This window comes from Mycolicibacterium sp. XJ2546 (assembly GCF_053483195.1).
The window spans coordinates 498,453-513,570 of sequence record NZ_JBEFRW010000002.1 but is presented as its reverse complement, the minus strand read 5'-3'; the positions used below and the strand labels follow the sequence as shown (position 1 = coordinate 513,570).

General features: G+C 66.4%; 19 protein-coding genes. 7 read left to right on the top strand and 12 right to left on the bottom strand.

Annotation, left to right across the window (positions count from 1 at the left end; all coding sequences use genetic code 11):
- Window positions 1-159: 159 nt before the first annotated feature.
- Window positions 160-1,647: a two-component system sensor histidine kinase PdtaS gene (locus ABQE44_RS06050; protein ID WP_448395031.1), complete on the bottom strand. Its 1,488-nt coding sequence runs from the start codon at window positions 1,645-1,647 to the stop codon at window positions 160-162.
- Between the two features lie 68 nt (window positions 1,648-1,715).
- Complete coding sequence (locus ABQE44_RS06045) at window positions 1,716-1,931, bottom strand: biotin/lipoyl-binding carrier protein (protein ID WP_448395092.1); 216 nt, start codon at window positions 1,929-1,931, stop codon at window positions 1,716-1,718.
- Window positions 1,932-2,101: 170 nt separating this feature from the next.
- On the opposite strand from ABQE44_RS06045, the gene ABQE44_RS06040 reads away from it, so the two are divergent.
- The gene (locus tag ABQE44_RS06040) at window positions 2,102-2,194 is read left to right on the top strand and encodes a 50S ribosomal protein bL37 (protein ID WP_090355725.1); all 93 of its coding nucleotides are present in this window, start codon (window positions 2,102-2,104) and stop codon (window positions 2,192-2,194) included.
- Here ABQE44_RS06040 and rsrA read toward each other — a convergent pair.
- Window positions 2,191-2,499, bottom strand: coding sequence for a mycothiol system anti-sigma-R factor (rsrA, locus tag ABQE44_RS06035; RefSeq protein ID WP_448395030.1), 309 nt, complete (start codon window positions 2,497-2,499; stop codon window positions 2,191-2,193). The two genes, ABQE44_RS06040 and rsrA, sit on opposite strands and share 4 nt — an antisense overlap.
- Window positions 2,496-3,155 (bottom strand): sigma-70 family RNA polymerase sigma factor, encoded by a 660-nt coding sequence (locus tag ABQE44_RS06030; protein WP_448395091.1) that lies wholly within the window; start codon window positions 3,153-3,155, stop codon window positions 2,496-2,498. The genes rsrA and ABQE44_RS06030 overlap by 4 nt, the downstream gene beginning before the upstream one ends.
- 249 nt (window positions 3,156-3,404) lie before the next feature.
- Here ABQE44_RS06030 and ybaK point away from each other — a divergent pair, with 249 nt between their 5' ends.
- The 3 genes from ybaK to ABQE44_RS06015 all read left to right on the top strand — a co-directional run bounded on the left by ybaK (window position 3,405) and on the right by ABQE44_RS06015 (window position 5,701).
- Window positions 3,405-3,902: a Cys-tRNA(Pro) deacylase gene (ybaK, locus tag ABQE44_RS06025; protein ID WP_448395029.1), complete on the top strand. Its 498-nt coding sequence runs from the start codon at window positions 3,405-3,407 to the stop codon at window positions 3,900-3,902.
- A gap of 102 nt (window positions 3,903-4,004) precedes the next feature.
- Window positions 4,005-4,853 (top strand): SDR family oxidoreductase, encoded by an 849-nt coding sequence (locus tag ABQE44_RS06020; protein WP_448395028.1) that lies wholly within the window; start codon window positions 4,005-4,007, stop codon window positions 4,851-4,853.
- Window positions 4,811-5,701 carry an acyl-CoA thioesterase domain-containing protein gene (locus tag ABQE44_RS06015; protein ID WP_448428725.1) on the top strand — a complete coding sequence of 297 codons (891 nt, stop codon included), beginning with the start codon at window positions 4,811-4,813 and terminating at the stop codon, window positions 5,699-5,701. Before ABQE44_RS06020 ends, ABQE44_RS06015 begins: the two co-directional genes overlap by 43 nt.
- A 5-nt stretch (window positions 5,702-5,706) precedes the next feature.
- Here ABQE44_RS06015 and ABQE44_RS06010 read toward each other — a convergent pair whose 3' ends face one another.
- The 6 genes from ABQE44_RS06010 to ABQE44_RS05985 all read right to left on the bottom strand — a co-directional run bounded on the left by ABQE44_RS06010 (window position 5,707) and on the right by ABQE44_RS05985 (window position 9,400).
- Complete coding sequence (locus ABQE44_RS06010; protein ID WP_448428723.1) at window positions 5,707-6,552, bottom strand: enoyl-CoA hydratase/isomerase family protein; 846 nt, start codon at window positions 6,550-6,552, stop codon at window positions 5,707-5,709.
- Window positions 6,549-7,148, bottom strand: a complete 600-nt coding sequence (locus ABQE44_RS06005) for a TetR/AcrR family transcriptional regulator (RefSeq protein WP_448428721.1) — start codon at window positions 7,146-7,148, stop codon at window positions 6,549-6,551. Before ABQE44_RS06005 ends, ABQE44_RS06010 begins: the two co-directional genes overlap by 4 nt.
- Window positions 7,149-7,223: 75 nt before the next feature.
- Entirely contained in the window at window positions 7,224-7,466 is a 243-nt protein-coding gene (locus tag ABQE44_RS06000; protein WP_448395090.1) for a hypothetical protein, read from the bottom strand.
- A gap of 2 nt (window positions 7,467-7,468) precedes the next feature.
- Window positions 7,469-8,332 (bottom strand): oxygenase MpaB family protein, encoded by an 864-nt coding sequence (locus ABQE44_RS05995; RefSeq protein WP_448428719.1) that lies wholly within the window; start codon window positions 8,330-8,332, stop codon window positions 7,469-7,471.
- Entirely contained in the window at window positions 8,329-8,559 is a 231-nt protein-coding gene (locus ABQE44_RS05990) for a hypothetical protein (RefSeq protein ID WP_448395023.1), read from the bottom strand. The genes ABQE44_RS05995 and ABQE44_RS05990 overlap by 4 nt, the downstream gene beginning before the upstream one ends.
- 88 nt (window positions 8,560-8,647) lie before the next feature.
- On the bottom strand, window positions 8,648-9,400 hold the full coding sequence (locus tag ABQE44_RS05985; protein WP_448395022.1) for an SOS response-associated peptidase: 753 nt from the start codon (window positions 9,398-9,400) through the stop codon (window positions 8,648-8,650).
- Between the two features lie 98 nt (window positions 9,401-9,498).
- Between ABQE44_RS05985 and aroA the strand changes: the two genes are divergently transcribed.
- The 3 genes from aroA (at window position 9,499) to ABQE44_RS05970 (ending at window position 12,499) form a co-directional block, all read left to right on the top strand.
- A complete protein-coding gene (gene aroA / locus ABQE44_RS05980) occupies window positions 9,499-10,773 on the top strand; it encodes a 3-phosphoshikimate 1-carboxyvinyltransferase (RefSeq protein WP_448395089.1) in 1,275 nt (424 codons plus the stop codon).
- Complete coding sequence (gene rsgA / locus ABQE44_RS05975; RefSeq protein ID WP_448395021.1) at window positions 10,770-11,750, top strand: ribosome small subunit-dependent GTPase A; 981 nt, start codon at window positions 10,770-10,772, stop codon at window positions 11,748-11,750. The genes aroA and rsgA overlap by 4 nt, the downstream gene beginning before the upstream one ends.
- 95 nt (window positions 11,751-11,845) lie before the next feature.
- Complete coding sequence (locus ABQE44_RS05970; RefSeq protein WP_448395020.1) at window positions 11,846-12,499, top strand: class I SAM-dependent methyltransferase; 654 nt, start codon at window positions 11,846-11,848, stop codon at window positions 12,497-12,499.
- A gap of 103 nt (window positions 12,500-12,602) precedes the next feature.
- Here the strand turns inward: ABQE44_RS05970 and ABQE44_RS05965 are convergent, their stop codons facing one another.
- Window positions 12,603-13,835, bottom strand: coding sequence for a fatty acid desaturase family protein (locus tag ABQE44_RS05965; protein WP_448395019.1), 1,233 nt, complete (start codon window positions 13,833-13,835; stop codon window positions 12,603-12,605).
- 68 nt (window positions 13,836-13,903) lie between these two features.
- Window positions 13,904-15,040: a ferredoxin reductase gene (locus tag ABQE44_RS05960; RefSeq protein ID WP_448428717.1), complete on the bottom strand. Its 1,137-nt coding sequence runs from the start codon at window positions 15,038-15,040 to the stop codon at window positions 13,904-13,906.
- Window positions 15,041-15,118 lie beyond the last annotated feature (78 nt).

Below are 15,118 nucleotides of genomic sequence, written 5' to 3'. Positions count from 1 at the left end.
GTAAACGTGTGCGAATTCAATTAGGGCCAGTTCGCGATACAAATAGCCAATTCGCGCAATTGTTGCGCGGCTCGGCCGCCCTCGTCATTGCGCGGCTCGGCCGCCCTCGTCATTGCGCGGCTCGGCCGCCCTCGTCATTGCGCGGCTCGGCCGCCCTCGTCATTGCGCGGCTCGGCCGCGGCGGCCGATCGGGACCCGCAAAACCGCCTCCGTTCCCCCATCGCGCCCATCGCGCATATCCAACGAGCCATCCAGCTCCGCGGACACCAACGTCCGCACGATCTGCAGACCCAACCGGTCGGACTTCTCCAGGCTGAACCCCTCGGGTAGACCACGACCGTCGTCATGGACGATGACGTCAAGCCACCGCGCCGAGCGCTCGGCACGAATCGTCACGCAACCCTGCTCGGTGGACCCGTCGAAGGCATGCTCGATCGCGTTCTGCACCAGCTCGGTGATGACCATGATCAACGCCGTGGCCCGGTCGGCGTCGAGCACCCCGAGGTCGCCGACGCGGGTGATGCGCATCGGACTGCCCACTGTCGCAACGTCATTCATGATCGGAACGATCCGGTCCACGACCTCGTCGAGGTTGACCTCTTCGTCCACTGACATCGACAGCGCGTCGTGCACCAGCGCGATCGACGACACACGGCGCACCGATTCCATCAGCGCCTCACGGCCCTCGGCATTGTTGGTGCGCCGGGCCTGCAGGCGCAGCAACGCCGCGACGGTCTGCAGGTTGTTCTTCACCCGGTGGTGGATCTCGCGGATGGTGGCGTCCTTGGACAGCAGGGCGCGGTCGCGGCGCTTGACCTCGGTGACATCGCGGATCAGCACGATCGCGCCGACGGGCCTGCCACCGCCCACCAACGGCAGCGTGCGCAGCAGCACAGCGGCACCGCCCGCGTCGACTTCCATGCGCATGCTCGACCCGCCGCTCAGCGAGTCGCGCACGTGCTCGGCCAGTTCCTCGGCCTCGAACGGATCGGAGATCAGCGGCCGTGTCACCTCGACGAGGTCATGCCCCTCGAGTTCGGCGGGCAAACCCATCCGGTGATAGGCCGATATCGCGTTCGGGCTGGCGAACACCACCACGCCGCCCTCGTCGAGGCGGATGAAACCATCGCCGACGCGGGGGCTGGAACGCGACACCGCAAGATCGCCGACGTTGGGAAAGGTGCCCTCCGACACCATGTGCAGCAGATCGCCCGCAGAGTCCAGGTATGCGCTTTCCAGCGGGCTGGCTTTGCGCGACGCCAACGCCGTTTGGTGGGTGAGCACCGCAACGACCTCGTTGTCGTAGCGCACCGGCACCGCCTCCACATTGAGCCCGGGCGAAACCGGTTGTCCCGCACCGTCTCCCACGCCGATACTGCCCGACTCGAAGGCCGCGGCGACGACGGGCATGTCCGTCGGCGCGGCCAGCGTGCTGACCGCGTCGGCCAGCAGCACCGTCGGCGCGGTGTTGGGGCGTACCTGCGCCACGCACACCAGGGAGCCGTCGTCGCGGCGGACCCACATCAGGAAGTCGGCGAAGGACAGATCGGCCAGCAGCTGCCATTCCCCCACCACCGCGTGCAGATGGTCAACCGCGTTGCCGGGCAACATGGTGTGCTCGGCAAGCAGGTCACCGAGAGTCGACATGTTGGCTAGGGGCGGTTTCGGCGTAGTTGGTCACGCAAATCGTGACCAAGTACACCCAAATCACGGTCTCAGCTGATTACTGCGATGAGGTCGCCGGCCTGGATGACGTCACCGACCGAAACGCTGACCTTGCTGACCGTGCCTGCCACCTCGGCCAGCACGGGGATCTCCATCTTCATCGACTCCAGCAGCACCAGGGTGTCGCCCGCGCCGATCTGATCGCCCTCGTTAACCACGACCTCGAGCACACTGGCCACGATTTCCGCGCGAACATCCTCGGCCATCTTCACCCCTTCGCAGTACATGTCGTGGGCATCCAGATCCGGCTGCCTGCCGCGTCTATCGAACCACAACCACGCGATGGCAGCGGTGTCGGCGGGCCATGACACAATGGTTGGGCTGCGTCCGCCGTGCGGCGGACCTCTCAAACCCTTGACTTATACGGAGGAATATCATGGCCAAACGTGGCCGTAAGAAGCGTGACCGCAAGCACACGAAGGCCAACCACGGAAAGCGGCCGAACGCCGGTTCGAAGTCGGTGCGTTAACCGCCGCGGATGATCGTGGTGCGGCTGATCTCGATGCGCAGCCGCTCGCGGAGGCTCTCAGGGGCCTTCTCACCGCCGCATTTCTTGGCGATCAATTTTTTGACCCGCTCCTCGACGCCGTAGTGCCGTAAGCAGGCCGGGCAGGCTTCCAGATGCTGCTTGAGCTTGTCGCGGGTCTCGGCCGTGCATTCGCCGTCGAGCAGCATCCAGACCTCGGCGATCACCGCAGCGCACTCGGGGTGGTCGGGGTCCACCGGACCGACCGGCGGGGTCCATCGCTCGTCGGAATCCGAACGCTCGCTCATGAGGACACCTCCTCAGGGGTGTCCAGCTGTCCCCGGACGAAGCCACGGTCGCGCGCCACATCGGCGAGCAGCTCGCGAAGCTGGCGCCTGCCCCGGTGCAACCGGGACATCACCGTGCCAATCGGTGTGTCCATGATCTCGGCGATCTCCTTGTATGGAAAGCCCTCCACGTCGGCGTAGTACACCGCCATCCTGAAGTCCTCCGGCAAAGCCTGCAACGCTTCCTTGATCTCGCTGTCGGGAAGCCCCTCGAGCGCCTCCACCTCAGCGGACCGCAGCCCCGTCGAGGAATGCGAGGCGGTCTCTGCCAGCTGCCAGTCGGTGATCTCCTCAGTGGGATACACCGCCGGCTGCCGCTGCCTCTTGCGGTAGGTGTTGATGTAGGTGTTGGTCAGGATGCGGTACAGCCACGCCTTCAGGTTGGTGCCCTCACGGAACGAGCGAAAGCCGGCGTAGGCCTTCACCATGGTTTCCTGCAGCAGGTCCTCGGCGTCGGCCGGATTGCGCGTCATGCGCAGCGCGCCGCCGTACAGCTGGTCGAGCAGCGGAATCGCGTCACGCTCGAACCGGGCTGTCAGCTCCTCATCGGTTTCTTGACGTTCGGGCGCCGACGTTTCGGGCGCGCCGTCGCGCGCTGCGCCGTCGGAGTCGGTCATCGTGGGGAACACCGTCCCTTCTGTCGTGGTGCCGCCGAAAAGGTCAGCCAAATCCACCGGACGTAACCGCACGTCCATGGCCATCGTGGGCACCGAGACCCCCTTCTCGCAATCCTAGAGGTAATAACCGACATGTGACCCGGCCGCCCAACGCAGCCGGGTTCTGGTCCGAATAACAAGACGACCACCTGCAGTTGTTCCCTGCCCGGTACGAAACGGGCGGTCGCCACCCGGCACTAGGCTGAGCCGATGGCACGCGCGGCGACCCCGGCGATCAGGGCCCTGCTGGTTGCCGAAATTCCCCACGAGGTGCTTCAGTACGACCACGACCCCCGCCACGAGTCCTACGGCGACGAAGCCGTCCAGGAACTCGTGCGGGTCCAGGGCGTCGACCCGCAGCAGGTGTTCAAGACGCTGGTGGTGGCCTCGGAGGCGTTGCCCAAGGGCCTCGGTGTCGCGGTGTTGCCGGTGCGAAAGAAACTGTCGCTGAAGGCCGTCGCGGCCGCACTGGGCGTGCCGAAGGTGACGATGTCCGAACCGGGCGCCGCTGAACGTGCCACCGGCTACGTCGTCGGGGGAATCTCGCCGTTTGGCCAGCGCAAGACGCTGCCCACGGTCGTCGACGCGTCCGCGATGCGGTGGAACCGGGTGCTGTGCAGCGCCGGAAAACGCGGTTGGGAGGTCGCGGTGCACCCGCAGGACCTGATCGGGCTCACCGCGGCCGTCGTCGCCGACATCCAAGCCTGAAACCGGCCGCGAACGTGGGTTACCGACACGCTCCCGCGCCCCGAAGCGTGCCAAAAGGCCACACTCGGCGGTCGGACGGCGTGCAGGTCATAGGGTGAGCCCATGTCGCTATCCGGTAAAACCATGTTCATCTCCGGCGCGAGCCGCGGTATCGGCCTGGCCATCGCCAAGCGCGCCGCCGCCGATGGCGCCAACATCGCGTTGGTCGCCAAGACCGCCGAGCCGCACCCCAAACTGCCGGGCACCGTGTACACCGCGGCCAAGGAAATCGAGGAGGCCGGTGGGCAGGCGTTGCCGATCGTCGGCGACATCCGCGACGGCGACTCGGTGAGCGCCGCGGTCGCCAAGACGGTCGAGCAGTTCGGCGGCATCGACATCTGCGTGAACAATGCCTCGGCGATCAACCTGGGTTCCATCACCGAGGTGCCACTCAAACGCTTCGATCTGATGAACGGCATCCAGGTGCGCGGCACCTACGCGGTTTCGCAGGCATGCATTCCGCACATGATCGGCCGTGACAATCCCCATATCCTTACGCTGTCACCGCCGATCCGGCTCGAGCCCCAGTGGCTCAAACCCACCGCATACATGATGGCCAAGTACGGAATGTCGTTGTGCGCGTTGGCGATCGCCGAAGAGATGCGCGATCAGGGCATCGCTTCCAACACGCTGTGGCCGCGCACCATGGTGGCCACCGCGGCGGTTCAGAACCTGCTCGGCGGTGACGAGGCGATGGCCCGGTCCCGCAAGCCCGACGTCTACGCCGATTCGGCCTACGCCGTGTTGAACAAACCCGCGCGCGAGTACACCGGCAACAGCCTGCTGTGTGAGGACGTGCTGCTGGAATCCGGTGTCACCGACCTCTCGGTGTACAACTGCGTCCCGGATGCAGAGTTGGGCGTCGACCTGTGGGTGGACACGCCCAACCCGCCGGGATACACCGGGCCGTAGCGGTGCTCAACGGCGACGACTTCGAACTCGACGGGGGACGGCACGACGCGCAGACCAGCCGGTACGCGCGCGAACTGCCGCAGCACTGGTGCTTCGACGGCCGCGCGTTCGGCGGGTACACCTCGGCGCTGGCGCTCGCCGCGGTGTTCGCCCACAGCGGCAGGCCCGCAGCGGCATCGCTGTCGGTAACGTTCGTGGAGGCCGGTGTCCCCGGGCCGGTCGAGCTCGTCGCACGGACCGTCCGCGACGGCAAGGCCGCCCACGCGGTGGAAGCCACCATCAGCCAGGGCGGCCGCACCATCCTCATCGCGAGCAGCTGGCTGGCCGATGGTTGGCTCGGTCCACCCGCGGTGGACCCTCCGGTTCCCTTCGAACGCTACGGGACAGCGACGTCACCGCTGCCCGATCCCGCCGAGGGCACGGCGCTGGACTGGCTGCGAGACGAGTGGGCGCCACTGCGGTTCGCGCACCGCCGGGGCATCGACTACCCCGACAGCATGACCCGGTTCCACCGCGGCCGACCCGAGGTGGCGCTGTGGGTGGCGGTCGATCACGGCCAAGCCGACGGTGATCCGCTGCGCCACCCCCAGATCGGTGACGTGCTGCACGCCGACGCCCACCTGTTCGACTCCCCCGGGCAAGTCACCGACTTCGTGGACGCATGGCTGCTCAGCCTCGACCTCACGGTCACCTGGCAGCCCGGCGCCCACCTGGTGCCCTCGACGACGTGGCGGCTGTTCGAGGGCCGCGGATCGGTTGCCACCACCGCCGTGACGGCCTACGGCTCGCTGCGCGCCGACGACGGTTCGCTGCTGGCGGTGCTGACGTCACAAGGCCTGGTGCGCTGAGCGTTTCAGGTTGATTCCTGGTTCACCATGGCGTGCACACTGTCGGCGAACGCCGCCGTGGTGAAGCAGGTCGGCTCGGCGAACTCCTCGAGCGTGAGCGCGTCGGCCCAGTCCGCGTCCGCCGCCGCGCGCAGCAGCGGCTTGGCCATCGCGACCGCATGCGGGGGCATTTCGCTGATCCGCGAACACCATTCGTCGGCCGCGGCCATCAGGCGGTCGTGGGTGACCACTTCCTGCACGAGTCCAAGGCGGTATGCGGTATGGGCATCGATGTGGTCGCCGCGCAGGTAGTACGCGAACGCTCCCTGGTATCCCAGCCGTCGGGTCAGCGCCCAACTGGTACCCACCTCCGGTATGAGGCCCAGCCGTCCGAACGCGGGCACGATCACCGCGCGCTCGCTGGCGATCACCAGGTCGCAGGTCAGTGCCCACGCCAGCCCCACACCGGCCGCCGCACCGTTGAGCGCGGCGATGAACACGGTCTCAGAGCCGGCGATCAACCGGGCGACGCCGCCGAACTCACGTCGAATCCACCGCCAGACGTCGGCCGTACCTTCGGGCGCGCCGAGCTGTTCGACGGCGGCATCCATCATCTTCAGATCCCCACCGGCGCTGAAACCGGGATCGGCTCCGGTCAGAACCACCGAGCGCACATCCGGGTCAGCGTCGAGATCCTTTAGGGCACACCCAAGTTGGCGTACCAGCGGGGCGGACAGCACGTTGAGCCGCTTGGGCTCGTCGAGTGTGACCACCGCCCGATCGCCGCGGCGCTCGACCCGCACCCGCCGTGGCGCGTCGGGGTCGTCGCCGGCGGCCACCATCGTCCGATACAGCGATCCTGACGGTGTCATCCTGGGTCCTTTCGTTGAATTCCGTTGATGCGCAACGCTGCCCAGGCAGCGTCGGCAAAGGTCTGGACCGCATCGGTCGACATGGTGACCTCGGTGCCCGAGATCCAGTGGCGACTGAACTCCTGTGCCGGACCCAGCCACAGCGCGGCGGTGACGCCGATGCGCATCGGTTGCAACATCCCGTAGCGCTGGTGTGGACGCCACCAGTCGCGCACCGATTCGAAGAACGTGGCATTGGACTCGCGCAACCGCTCACTATCGAGCCGGTCCCCGAGCAGCAGCGTCGCCTCGCCCCGGTGTCTGCTCACCCAGTCGAGGTGATAGACGACGCCACCGCGGATACCGCCTTCAGCGGTGTCGTGGCCGCGCAGCGTTTCCAGGAACCCGGCCTGGTACTCGGCGATCAGCTGCGCATAGACGGCGGTGGCCAGCGCGAGCTTGTCGGGAAAGTGGTGATACAACGCGCCGACGCTGACGTTGGCCTCGCGGCGCACCTGATCCAGCGTGGCGGACACGGCGCCGTCGGCGGCGAAGCGTCGTCGCGCGACGGCAAGCAGCCGGCTCCGCGCGTCTGATCCCGTCGCACTTCCGGGCACGAGGTTTACTCTAGCCTAACCGAGGAATTCTCTGTCAAGATGGCAGAGGGCGGTCAACATAAGGTCGACGGGGCTTCAGGCCAAGCAGACGTCGGTGCCCAACAGCATCAGCGGCCACAGCAACGCGGTCTGCACAAAGGCCGCGATGTCGGCGCCGGCGGGCAACCGGGTCTGCAACGCAATCTCGATGGCGCGCACCTGTTCGGCGTCGAAGAACGCCCACACCAGCCCGATCAGCAGATACGGGATCGCGAGCCACATCGCGATCTCGATCATCGCCTCGACACTCACCCGACGGTTCAGCACCCGGCGCAACATCGTCACACCAGCGCGCGCTGCTGCCGGACGCGGCGGCGCACGTCGGCGAGAAGGACGTAACTGCCGCCCTGGCGAATGAACACCGGTAGGAACCTGTTGCCGAACGCGACGAGCAGAAACAGCCTTTCGAATTGGCGCTGTTTGAAATCGCTCCACCGCAAACCCATCGCGTCACGGAACACCGGCGCGAGGAAGCCCGTCGTGAGGAACTTCACCAGCGGCCGAAACGGCAGGCCGAGTACGGGATTGATCATCTGCAGGTTCAGCATCCGCATCAGATAGTCGCGGACCCGGTCGTCGACGCCGATCTGGCCGCACGCCCGGTTCCAGTACGCGTCGAACTCCGCGCGGGTGGGTGGCCACTGGTCCTCGCTGACCTGCAAGGTGGTGCCCAGCGTCCATGCGGATCGGTAGAACTGCTCGGATTGTTCCGGCGTCATCTCGCCGCGCAGCAGTTGATAGGTGTCTTCCAGGCCGACGAAAAGACATGCCGCAACCCACATCTGGAGGTCTCGGTCGAAGGCGTTGTAGCGGACCGGGCTGTCCGGCGTCGATTGGACGTGGCGGTGCGATCCGTCGACCGCCTCCCGAAACGCCGCGCGGTCCTGCGGTGTCCCCAGAATCGCCACCGCCAGGTACTGGAACGTCGTTCTGGCGCGCTTCCATGGATGTTTGAGCAGGTTCCCGGAATCGACCTTGCTCTCCACGACGCCATATCCGACCCCGGGACGGGACAGTTGCATGACGACGTTGGCGGGTCCTGCGGCGAATGCCCAGAAATCCATCGCATCGGACGCCGTGACCGGTTCGGTGTCCCACCGCGCGGTGCGCCTGCGGATGGTGATGCGGTTGGTGGGGGTCGTCATGTCATGCACAACGTGGAGAACAGCAGCACCGGCCAGGTGGCGACCGAACCGAGCAGCGCGATCAGCCGGTTCACCCCCTCGGCGTTGATGGTGTTGATGTAGTCGAGGTGGAAGGCTGTCCAGACCGCTCCGACCACGAGGTAAGGCACGGCGAGGATGATGGCGGTGCCGATCCACTCGGCGATCCTCATCTCAAACGCCAACACCTTGCGGACTGCGGTGAGCACCCCCGTATGTTAATCGTGATTCATGTTTGCCATGTCGGTTTCTGCCGGAGGGGCCAGATGAGTTCGGGGCGGATGTAAATAAAGGCTCCTACAGCAGGGTGGCCTGTTCGGGTTCCGGCTCGGCCGGCTCGATCAACTCCGGACCGTTGTTGCGGACGTTGTTGACCAGCCGGGACACTTCGCGCACCTCGATGCGGTCCAGGTCGCCGTGACCACGCAGCAGACCCTCGTCGATCGGGGCGTCGGGGTTCAGCCAACGGTCCCAGTCGTTCTTGCTGATGCTCAGCGGCATCCGGTCGTGAATATCGGCCAGCGGCCCGGCCGCGTCGGTGGTGATGATCGTGCAGCTCAGCAGCGGCGCCGCGTCCTTCGGCGCGTCCTTCGGCCGCCACGTCGACCACAGCCCTGCCATGAACAACGGCTCACCGTCGGCCCCGTACATGTAGAACGGCGTCTTGGCGCCCTTCTCCCCGCGCCATTCATACCACCCGTCCATCGGCACCAGGCAGCGCTTGCTCTTCGCCGACGCTCGAAACGCCGGCGAGGTGGTCACCTTGTCGGCGCGCGCGTTGATCAGCAACGGCCCCTTGGTGTCCGGGCCGCCGTCGTCACTGGTCTTGGCCCACGGCGGCACCAGGCCCCATCGCATGGACCGAAGGCGACGCGTCGCCTCGTCCTCGGGATCGGTGTGGCGCTTGACCACGGCGCTGATGGTGGTGGTCGGTGCGACGTTGTAGTTGGGTCCGGTCGCGTCTTTCTGCGCCGCCGTGGTTTCGTCGATCGCCTTGATCTTTTCCGCCAGCAGCGCCGGATCGGTGGTCACCGCGAATCGTCCACACATACGTCCCATGGTGGCAGAAGCAGGTGACACGCAGGGGCAGGCAGGGGCAGGCAGAGATCAGGCAGGATATAGCCGTGAACACCTGGCAGGCACCGTCGATGTCCAGTCCTGTGCATGCCACGGTCACGGTGCCCGGTTCGAAATCGCTGACCAACCGGGCGTTGGTCCTCGCGGCGTTGGCGACGCCGTCGGGTCCTTCGACTGTCAGCGGGGCGCTGCGCAGCCGCGACACCGACCTGATGATCGCCGCGCTGCAGGCGGTGGGCGTCACGGTCGAGGGCGACGCCGACGAGTTGACGGTCAGCGGCGCGATCGACCCGCCGCCGGGCGCACATGTCGACTGCGGGCTGGCGGGCACCGTACTGCGGTTCGTGCCGCCGGTGGCCGCGCTGGGCACCTCGTCGGTCACCTTCGACGGTGACGAGCAGGCCCGCAGCCGTCCGATCGCACCGCTACTCGACGCGTTGGGCAGCCTCGGTGTGCACATCGACGGGGACGCGTTGCCGTTCTCGGTCCGCGGCGAAGGGGCGGTCGCCGGCGGCACAGTTCAGATCGACGCGTCGGCGTCATCGCAATTCGTTTCTGGGCTGTTGTTGTCCGCGGCGGCGTTCACCAACGGCGTGACGATCCTGCACACCGGTGCGACCGTCCCGTCGGCGCCCCATGTGGCGATGACCGTGGCGATGCTGCGCGATGCAGGCGTCGACGTTGATGACCGCCAGCCCAACCGGTGGCGCGTTGCCCCCGGCCCGATCGCCGCGCGGCACTGGACCATCGAACCCGACCTGTCCAACGCGGTGCCCTTTCTGGCGGCCGCAGTCGTCACCGGTGGCACGGTGCGCATCATGGGCTGGCCCAGAACCAGCCTCCAGCCGGCCGACTCGATCATCAAGATCCTCAAGAGGCTGGGCTCCGTTGTGCAGCACAGTGATACATATCTCGAGGTAAGCGGACCACATGCGTATGGCGGCTTCGACATCGACCTGAACGAAGTGGGCGAGCTGACGCCGGCCATCGCGGCGCTCGCGGCGCTGGCGTCGGAGGGGTCGGTGTCGCGGCTGCGCGGTGTCGCGCACCTGCGCGGCCACGAAACCGACCGGCTCGCAGCGTTGTCGGCGGAGATCAACGGCCTTGGCGGGCAGTGTGAAGAGACACCCGATGGGCTCCAGATCACCGCGCGGCCACTGCGCGGTGGGCTGTGGCGCGCCTATGCCGATCACCGGATGGCAACGGCGGGAGCCATCGTCGGGTTGCGGGTGCCCGGTGTGGAGGTCGACGACATCGACACGACATCGAAGACACTGCCCGAGTTTCCGCAGCTGTGGGCCGACATGATGTCCGGCCAGGCACTCAACCCCGAGGCAGGCGCTTGAGCTACCGCGAGTACGACGAGTCCGATGTCCGGGTGCGGCCCGGCCGAGGCACGCGGCCGCGCACCAAGATCCGGCCCGACCACGCCGATGCGCAGGAAGCCATGGTGGTGACCGTCGACCGCGGGCGGTGGGGCTGCGCGCTCGGCGGTGACCCCGCCAGTCGCATCACTGCGATGCGCGCCCGCGAACTCGGCCGCACCCCGATCGTCGTCGGCGACGACGTCGACGTGGTCGGTGACCTGTCGGGCAGACCGGACACCCTGGCGCGCATCGTGCGCCGCGGCAAACGTCGAACGGTCCTGCGGCGCACTGCAGATGACACCGACCCCACCGAACGCGTCGTCGTCGCCAACGCCGATCAGCTATTGGTCGTGGTCGCGCTGGCCGACCCGCCGCCGCGCACCGGCCTGGTCGAACGCGCGCTCATCGCCGCCTACGCCGGCGGCGTGGAGCCCATCCTGTGCCTGACCAAGACGGATCTGGCCGCGCCCGAACCGTTCGCGGCGCAGTTCGCCGACCTCGACCTGACCGTGGTGACCGCCGGACGCGACGATCCCCTCGACACCGTCGCGCCACTGCTGGCCGACAAGGTGACGGTGTTGCTCGGGCACTCCGGGGTAGGCAAGTCGACATTGGTCAATCGCCTTGTCCCCGAAGCGGAACGGGCGACCGGCGAAGTCACCGACATCGGCAGGGGCCGGCACACGTCGACGCAGTCGGTAGCGCTGCCGTTGAGCCATGGCGGCTGGGTCGTCGACACGCCGGGTATCCGTTCGTTCGGGTTGGCCCATATCGAACCCGACGACGTGGTGCTGGCGTTCTCCGATCTGGCCGAGGCCGTCGAGCAGTGTCCGCGCGGTTGCGGGCACATGGGCCCGCCGGCGGATCCGGAATGCGCCCTCGACGCGCTGTCGGGGCCCGCCGCGGGCCGCGTCGCAGCCGCACGACGACTGCTGGCGGCCCTGCGCGAAAAATAAATCTTTATGCGAGCGTGCGGGTTTGCACCCGACACGCCGTACGGTTTCCCGATTCTGTGCACGCTCGGCGACACTTAGCGCCATAGGGTTCGTGGGTGGCCGAACAGGATTTTCTGCACCGCACACGCCACGGATACGACCTGACCGCCAGGACGTACGCCGAGCGTTTCCACGAGCATCTGCGCGCCAAGCCGCTCGATCGCGCGATGCTGGCAGGTTTCGCCGGGCTGGTGGAACGCGACGGCATTGTCGCCGATATCGGATGTGGCAGCGGCGCTACCACCCAGTTGCTGACAGACCTCGGATTGGATGTCGTCGGTATCGACTTGTCGCCCAACATGATTGCCGAAGCCCGCGATCGCATCCCCGGCGTGCCTTTCCACGTCGGTTCGATGACCAATCTCGAGTTCGACGACGGCCGGTTCCACGGCATCTGTGCGTGGTACTCGGTGATCCACATTCCCGACGAGCAGCTTTCGCACGTCTTCGCCGAGTTTCGCCGGGTGTTGCGACCCCACGGGTGGCTGCTGCTGGCCTTCCAGGTGGGTGAACAACCCCGGGTCTTCGATGAAATGTTCGGCCAACACGTGTCGTTGACGTTCTACCGGCGACAGCCCGACACCGTTGCGCTACTGCTGGAGCAGGCTGGCTTCACACCGTACGCGGGCCTGGTTCGCGAGCCAGACGATGACGGCTTCGAATCCACGCCACACGCGTATCTGATGGCGCAGAACCAACCATCGGCTTAACGGCGACGCGCTCGAAGGCGTTACACGCTCGCGGCGAGCGTGCGAATTGTTGGCATCTTGAGCGGCGTGTCGCGGTCAGAGGTAACACGCTCGCGGTCAGAGGTTACGCGCTCGCGGCCAGTCGCTTCTGCCGACGCCGTGCCCTGACCGCCGCGATCGAGGACTTCAGCCCGCGACGCTGACCCGGTTCCAGTTCGGCGAACATCCGCTCGCTGCGGGTTTCGGGTGCGTCATCAGGGGTGTCGCGCAAGTACTTGTCCGGCAACGACAGCTTCGCGATGGTCCGCCACGTCTTTCCGTACTGCACAAGGAAAGACCCTGTGGTGTAGGGCAAATCGTACTTGTCGCAGATCTGGCGCACGCGGATCGAGATTTCGTGGAGCCGGTTGCTCGGCAGGTCCGGGTACAGGTGATGTTCGATCTGATGGCACAGGTTGCCGCTCATGAACCGCAACACCGGACCGTTTTCGAAGTTGGCGCTGCCCAGCATCTGCCGCAGGTACCACTGCCCCGTGCTTTCGCCGACCATGTCGGTCTTGGTGAACTTCTCTGCGCCGTCGGGGAAGTGGCCGCAGAAGATCACCGCGTTGGACCACACGTTACGGATGACATTGGCCACCGCGTTGGCCGTCAGCGTCGACCTGAACGTCGCCCCCGGTGAAAGTGACGTCAGCGCCGGATAGGCGACGTAGTCCTTGACCAACTGCGAGCCGGCTTTGCGAGCGAACTCCTGTGCCCGAATCTTGCTCTCGTCGCGGTTATCCCGACCCTTGAAGATCTTGCCGAGCTCGACGTGTTGAAGTCCGACGCCCCACTCGAAGCCGAGCGCGAGAATCGTGTTGTACAGCACGTTTCCGAGGTTGAACGGCTTCCACTTGGCATCGCGGGTGACGCGCAGCAGGCCGTAGCCCACGTCGTCGTCCATCCCGAGGATGTTCGTGTACTTGTGGTGCATGAAGTTGTGGGTGAAGCGCCAGTGCTTGGACGACCCGCTCATATCCCACTCCCACGTCGAGGAGTGGATCTCGGGATCGTTCATCCAATCCCATTGGCCGTGCATGACGTTGTGGCCGATCTCCATGTTCTCGATGATCTTGGCCACGCCGAGCGTGACGGTGCCCGCCCACCATGCCGAGCGGCGCGAGCTGGCGGCCAGGACAAGCCGAGCCGCGATCTCGAGTGCGCGCTGACCGGCGATGGTGCGCCGGATATAGCGCGCATCGCGCTCACCACGCGAGTCTTCAATGTCTTGGCGGATCGCGTCCAGCTCGACGGCCAGGCTCTCGATGTCGGCGTCGGTCAGGTGCGCGAACTCCGGTACGTCAGTGATCGCCATGGTCAGCCTCCTCTCGCGGGCCTACGTTACCGTAACCTACGTACCCGTAGGTTACCAGCCAGTAAACCTCAGACATCGAGCACACAGTCACCGGATGCCGCGGAAATGCAAGTTTGGATCCGGCTGCCCGGTTCGTGCTCGACACCCGAGCGCAGATCCCGGACGTGCCCGTCGAGCAGACCCACCACACAGGACTGGCAGATGCCCATGCGGCAACCGAAGGGCATGCGGATACCTACCTGCTCACCGGCGTCCATCAACGGTGTCGCGGCGTCGACGGTGACCGACTTACCGCTGCGCGCGAATTCCACCGTGCCGCCCTGCCCGTGCACCGCAGCCCTCGATACCGCGAACCGCTCCAGATGTAAGCGCTCGGCCAGGCCGGAAGTGCTCCACACGCGTTCAGCGGAGTCCAGCATCCCCTCGGGCCCGCAGGCCCAGGTCTGGCGCTCTCGCCAGTCGGGCACCTCGTCAGCCAACCGGGACAGGTCAAGACGCCCCTGCTCCCGTGTGACCCGCGTACGCAGCGAGTAGCCGGCATGCGCGGACGCCAACTCACCGAGTTCGGTTGCGAACAAAATATCGGATTCCGTTGGCGCGGAATGTAAATGGATAACATCGGTGATCTGGTCGCGCCGCACCAGGGTACGCAACATCGACATCACCGGCGTGATGCCGGAGCCGGCGGTGAGAAACAGCACCTTGGGTGGGGCGGGATCGGGCATGACGAAATTGCCCTGCGGCGCGGCCAGCCGCACGATCGTTCCAGGCGCTACCCCGCTGACCAGGTGGGTCGACAGGAACCCCTCGGGCATGGCTTTGACCGTGATCGTGATGGTTTTCTTCGCGGCGACCGGACTCGACGTCAACGAATACGACCGCCACCGCCAACGGCCCTCGACCAAGACCCCAATGCCGATGTATTGGCCCGGCTCGTAGTCGAAGGAAAAGCCCCACCCCGGCTTGATGACCAGGGTCGCCGAGTCGACGGTCTCCCGACGCACGTCCACGACCCGGCCTCGAAGCTCGCGCGCCGACCACAACGGGTTGGCGAGCTTGAGGTAGTCGTCGGGCAGCAACGGGGTCGTGACCCGCGCAACGACGGTGCGCAGGGCATGCAGGGCCGGGTGCCGCGCGGCGCCGGCGATCGTCGGCCGGTCGGTGTCGCGGACGTTGGCCGAGACTTTGACGGAATTCTTGGCCACGAACCTACGCTACCGTAACCTACGGTCCCGTATCCAGCCTTGGTCCCCGCGAATCCGAGCTTATGCACAAAATATCGC

Coding starts and splice junctions, on each gene's coding strand:
- ABQE44_RS05995 (WP_448428719.1), bottom strand. CDS start 8,332: ATGACGACCCCCACCAACCGCATCACCATCCGCAGGCGCACCGCGCGG.
- ABQE44_RS06030 (WP_448395091.1), bottom strand. CDS start 3,155: ATGACCGACTCCGACGGCGCAGCGCGCGACGGCGCGCCCGAAACGTCG.
- ABQE44_RS05985 (WP_448395022.1), bottom strand. CDS start 9,400: ATGTGTGGACGATTCGCGGTGACCACCGATCCGGCGCTGCTGGCGGAA.
- rsrA (WP_448395030.1), bottom strand. CDS start 2,499: ATGAGCGAGCGTTCGGATTCCGACGAGCGATGGACCCCGCCGGTCGGT.
- ABQE44_RS06040 (WP_090355725.1), top strand. CDS start 2,102: ATGGCCAAACGTGGCCGTAAGAAGCGTGACCGCAAGCACACGAAGGCC.
- ABQE44_RS06010 (WP_448428723.1), bottom strand. CDS start 6,552: ATGACACCGTCAGGATCGCTGTATCGGACGATGGTGGCCGCCGGCGAC.
- ABQE44_RS06000 (WP_448395090.1), bottom strand. CDS start 7,466: ATGTTGCGCCGGGTGCTGAACCGTCGGGTGAGTGTCGAGGCGATGATC.
- ABQE44_RS06045 (WP_448395092.1), bottom strand. CDS start 1,931: ATGGCCGAGGATGTTCGCGCGGAAATCGTGGCCAGTGTGCTCGAGGTC.
- ABQE44_RS06050 (WP_448395031.1), bottom strand. CDS start 1,647: ATGTCGACTCTCGGTGACCTGCTTGCCGAGCACACCATGTTGCCCGGC.
- ybaK (WP_448395029.1), top strand. CDS start 3,405: ATGGCACGCGCGGCGACCCCGGCGATCAGGGCCCTGCTGGTTGCCGAA.
- ABQE44_RS05965 (WP_448395019.1), bottom strand. CDS start 13,835: ATGGCGATCACTGACGTACCGGAGTTCGCGCACCTGACCGACGCCGAC.
- aroA (WP_448395089.1), top strand. CDS start 9,499: ATGTCCAGTCCTGTGCATGCCACGGTCACGGTGCCCGGTTCGAAATCG.
- ABQE44_RS06020 (WP_448395028.1), top strand. CDS start 4,005: ATGTCGCTATCCGGTAAAACCATGTTCATCTCCGGCGCGAGCCGCGGT.